Below are 4,649 nucleotides of genomic sequence, written 5' to 3'. Positions count from 1 at the left end.
TCGTAAAACCCCGCTACTCCGGCGCCGCCGGTAGTTCGTCGTCTCCGGCGGCTACGCCGCCTTCGACTCCTCACCACCGGCCAAGGTAACTGTCAAAGGACCGGCCAAGATAATTGTCGTTCTGTAGATAATGCAGCCTGCGAGGGTTTCTTCGGGCGACTCAAGACCGAACGTCGACTAAACACGCTACGTCCGACTCTTCGATATCAACACGCTGTCACGAACGACCGTGGTCGGACGCTTACCTTCTTCTGGCATGCGTTGTGCTCGGTCGAACCACCTTGCGACTGGGCCTCCGGCCGTACGGCGGCAAGCTTGGCTCGGCCGATCATGCGTCGCCGCGCGAGGTTGCGGTCGGAGTCACCGCGTCGCATGAGCAAAAGGATGTGACGATATTTAAGGAATTCGAGTCTCCTGTTGGCCATAGACGCTCCGCTCAAAAGCGCGGAGCGTACCGACTTGGACTGTTCGAATTGCGCTTGTGCCCGCGACCGCCACCGCCACCTTCTATGTGCCGCGCCTCGCGTAGCTCAATTAAGCCGCCCCTGAACTTCGCTCTGTCACGCCGCCCGCAGACACTACCGGACTGAGGCGATGTACACAGGCGTTTTTTGGGGCTTAAGTTGAGAGTATTGGAGGTGGTCAGGGAAGCTCCCTAATTCGACAATGCCACGTAGCCACCTATCTAAAATTTATGATAGTCGGCGACCCTTTCCAAAACCATTTCTGAAAAAAGCGTGCTATTTTATAAAAATATGAAAGCACATGGACGATATCGCTAATTTAGAAGCGAATTCGCCACGTTGCTTGGATTGACTTGATTAAAGGGTACAACCTCGAAATGATACGCTGCGCGATCCAAATTCGCGATAGGTGTAAACGCACCGAGGCAAACGAAAGAATCGACTTGATCTTTAATGAGTTTCGGTTTTGTTGATTTTAAAATTGGGGAAATTATGACTTCAGTGACTAATCGGACCATTGCTAGAGCGGTGAGTGGTATAGAAAATCTCGAAGATTGGCAGAGTCCGAACATGATCTTGCATGGCAAAAATTTTGGAAACAAAGGTTGGGGAGTGGTTAAGGATATTGTTCTCTCGATGATTACGTTTGGAATTTACGCGGCTGTCAAAAGCTCGAGAATGGACGAAAAGAGTGCAGATCTTGAGGCTGGACTACGAGGCCTCCAGAAGATGATTGATAACATGGGCGAACGGCAAAATGATGTACAAGTAGTTCTTAAGGGAAATATACCCCTGCGCCTCGAAGAATCAGCGAGCGGGGAGGACTTGAAGATTTACCTTGGTACAATCGAATGCGTGACAATTAATGGAATGACTATCAAAGATTTTAAGAAGCATCTAGACAGAGAGATCTCGTTCCTTGATGAAGCGGGCATGTTTGTGGGGCCTTGGTCGAAGAAAAACTTCATTGTATTCTAAAACGTGAGCAGGCCGCGTGCTGGGCCCATTATCTCGAGAGATTCGGATCGCGGCCTATGTACAGGGAGTAAATCAGAGGTGCGCACTCCACAGAAAATTCGACCGCGATCATAAGGATTGCAGAAACGCGAGGAGATCGGCGTTGGGCTTCCATGGCGTTGCGTTCACTGGTTGTATTCCGGCCTTCTTCCGGAGCGCTCGCATGGAATCAACCTTGATCTGCAAGTTTATCGTGATGTACCGCCCCGTCGTTGCAACGCTGGTATGGCCAAGGTAGTCACGGATCACGGTTACGTCCGTTCCGGATTGTAGCAAGGCCACGGCACAGCTATGTCTCAGGACGTGGGGTGTGATGTGTTTGCGCGCCAATGCTGGTTTCTGGTGCCCTGCCGCACTCGCGTATTTATCGAGGATATAGGCAGCGCCATCGGCGTAAGGGGTTGTCCGTGACGATTGGCGAATACGCACGTCCGATATCCCTTGGTGACATACCATGCGGACGGTGCGACGCGTTGGCGGTTTCTGGCCATAGCGGCAGCGCGCACTCTTTTCTTCGCTTTGCAGGGAGGTGAAACTGCGCCCGGCTGCGCTCGTTGGGTTTTACAATGCACGACAGTTGCACTCGACACTCGAATACGTCGGCCCCACGATTTTCGAGAAGCACCGGTTCGCGGTTCAGCAAGGCGAAGCCGCATAATTTCCTCAGCTATCGGATTCGTCAAACGGGGGCAAGATCAGTTACCCAGAACGCCAGTGATTGTCGTCAAGCTCGATTGCGACGATTTCTCGGGCACGTGGACCGAACCGCGCCAGCAACAGCAGGATTGCTTAAGTCGCCGCGACCGCACGGAGTTGTCCGGTCCGCAGTCGCAATAAGCGCTGTTTGCTGCTCTGGCGTGAGGAGTGTGGGCACCGTTGATTGTCGCCACTTACGAGCTGAGGCACGGACTCATACAGATCTCGCGCCGTATAGAACCTACCACGGCCTGTCTCAATCTCGTGAATGAGGTAGATTAGCCGCGTACGATTGAATCTCTGCAGGGGCGTCGGGATCACCGGCGCCACAACAGCATCTCCGCTAAAGAATCCCCCGGAGCGATCGTACCCGACTCCGCAAACGAGCAAGCGTAATTTCGGTGCCCGGGGGCCGGGCGAGGTGCCCAACCAAAATGCCACCGGGCGCGTCAAGCAAACTAATGGAACGCTGGCCTACGCTTTGTATGTGTCATCAGTATTCCGTCACATCGTCGCTTTCGACCCCATTTTTTTCTCTGAGATATGCGACCTCCCGTCTCACGACCTCAGCGAAATCGTTAAGCGTCATGCCTGGAAGCCTTGCACACTCCTTTCCATCGAATAGTATTCTCACGTCGCACGATGTATTCGACAGTGACGTGGACGATATAGTATCTGTTCCGCTCATAACCTCTTCGACAAACAAATCACCGCCACCCTGACAAAGCACATTGACTTGAGTAAAATCAATAGAAGGGTTAGCGCGCAGGTTTTGAAACGCATCGTGAAGCCCTCTGATCGCCTCTTCCGCAGCCCTTTCTTTTTGCTTTATCACGGAAAGTTTAGCGATAGCGTAGATTCCAAAGGTCAACATTGATAGAACAAGATCTTTGATTCCGCCGGGATTTCCAAAGCATTTCGCACGGTGCACGATTTTCGGGCCACTGACGTAATCTGTCATTATTTCCCGATAAGCGAAGGCTCTTGAAAACGTATTTGGACTTACAGGGCTCGTCATAAGGTCATCCCTAAAAGATTTTTGATAGAGTTTTTTAACTTTAAGGAAGTCGACATGAAGATACTTTCGAAAAGGCGACCTTTTGATCTAATTCGGTTTGTTGGAGCGCCGTCAGATGTCGAGAAATCGTGCACAAACCATGCGTCTCCGGTCGCAGGCCGTCGTGTCAAGGGCACTCAGGAATTGACGCAGTTTCAGCCGGCATCGGCTTACACCGGGTTGTAACGTTATTGCGGTGCCGACCGCACTCCGTTGGCGGCGTTCTCCTTTGTCTTGCGGCGCGCTTACCAGCAAGGCTCGCAGCTGATTGATCGCCTGCGTCTTGGCTTTGACAGCGCTGCGACGTGCAACGGAGACAACTTGCATCGCTTCGGCGGCTCCAGGTTGCTCCTTGGGTATGGCCGTTGCTCTGCCGGCGAGGATCCCTCGCGCGGCATTTTCCGCATCGGTGGGATCAGGCTTTCCGCGCGATCAACGCGCAGCCCGATCAGGATGTTTGACCTCCAGCACTACGATCGTGTGATCGCGAAACACACGGGCAAGGCCCGCGCCATAGGTGCCGGTTCCTTCAACGCCAGCACGGCGCAGATGAGCAAGAGAATTCGCCCAGGTGAGTGGCTTCAGATATCCCGCCGTTTCGGCAGCACCGACATGGTTCCGAGGAGTTTTCTTGTTTCGCTGACTACTGCGCCGACATGCGTATCGAGATGCGCGTCATGATGTCATTGTCAGTTTGTTCAACGCGACGGTGGAGGCCGCACGCGTGCGCGGCTGGGCACAAGCGCTTCGTGCCCAAGACGAAGTCGGACGACTGGTGGCCGCCCGACGGCGAGCATCGCGACGTCTACGGTATCGAGCCGATCTGCCGCCTGCTGCCGATCGCACCGTCGACGTATTACCGGGACGTCGGGCGGCGCAGCGATCCGGAGCAATGGCCGGCGCGAGCGCGTCGCGATGCTGAACTGGAGGCCCTCATCCGGGCGGTCTGGGACGAGAACTTTGGCGTGTATGGTGTGCGCAAGGTCTGGCGCCAGTTGTTACGCGATGGCGTGAAGATCGCGCGCTGCACGGTTGCGCGCCTGATGAAGGTGATGGGCCTCGAAGGTGTGCGGCGTGGGCGCCGGATCAAGGTAACGCGCTGTGGGTCGCGGATTTTACCTACTGCTGGACATGGTCGGGCTTTGTCTACGTGGCCTTCGTGACCGATGTGTTTGCGCGCCGTATCCTCGGTTGACGCGTGTTGGCATCGATGAGAACTGACTTCGTGCTGGACGCGCTGAACCAGGCGTTGCACGATCGCCAGCCGCCGCCCGGGCTCATTCATCATTCCGACCACGGGTCGCAATATCTCGGCATTCGGTACACCGAACGGATGGTGGATGCTGGCGTTGAGCCATCAGTCCGAACAGTCGGCGACTCTTACGACAACGCTCTGGCCGAAACGATCAACGGCT

At 54.6% G+C, this 4,649-nt stretch carries 3 protein-coding genes and 2 pseudogenes; 2 read left to right on the top strand and 3 right to left on the bottom strand.

Annotation, left to right across the window (positions count from 1 at the left end; translation table 11 throughout):
• Positions 1–917: 917 nt before the first annotated feature.
• Positions 918–1,442, top strand: a complete 525-nt coding sequence (locus tag IAG25_RS40855; protein ID WP_187609862.1) for a hypothetical protein — start codon at positions 918–920, stop codon at positions 1,440–1,442.
• Positions 1,443–1,550: 108 nt separating this feature from the next.
• Here IAG25_RS40855 and IAG25_RS42470 read toward each other — a convergent pair whose 3' ends face one another.
• The 3 genes and pseudogenes from IAG25_RS42470 to IAG25_RS42575 form a co-directional block, all read right to left on the bottom strand.
• Positions 1,551–1,937 (bottom strand): tyrosine-type recombinase/integrase, encoded by a 387-nt coding sequence (locus IAG25_RS42470; protein WP_187609861.1) that lies wholly within the window; start codon positions 1,935–1,937, stop codon positions 1,551–1,553.
• 733 nt (positions 1,938–2,670) lie between these two features.
• Positions 2,671–3,138 carry a hypothetical protein gene (locus IAG25_RS40845; RefSeq protein WP_222946878.1) on the bottom strand — a complete coding sequence of 156 codons (468 nt, stop codon included), beginning with the start codon at positions 3,136–3,138 and terminating at the stop codon, positions 2,671–2,673.
• A 315-nt stretch (positions 3,139–3,453) separates the two neighbouring features.
• A pseudogene (locus tag IAG25_RS42575) lies at positions 3,454–3,911 on the bottom strand (IS110 family transposase); the annotation flags it as partial.
• Between the two features lie 114 nt (positions 3,912–4,025).
• On the opposite strand from IAG25_RS42575, the pseudogene IAG25_RS42010 reads away from it, so the two are divergent.
• Positions 4,026–4,649: pseudogene (locus IAG25_RS42010) on the top strand (IS3 family transposase); the annotation flags it as partial.

The organism is Caballeronia sp. EK (genome assembly GCF_014384845.1).
Lineage (GTDB): Bacteria > Pseudomonadota > Gammaproteobacteria > Burkholderiales > Burkholderiaceae > Caballeronia > Caballeronia jiangsuensis.
The sequence above is the reverse complement of the archived record's forward strand: the minus strand, read 5'-3'. Positions and strand labels throughout refer to the sequence as shown.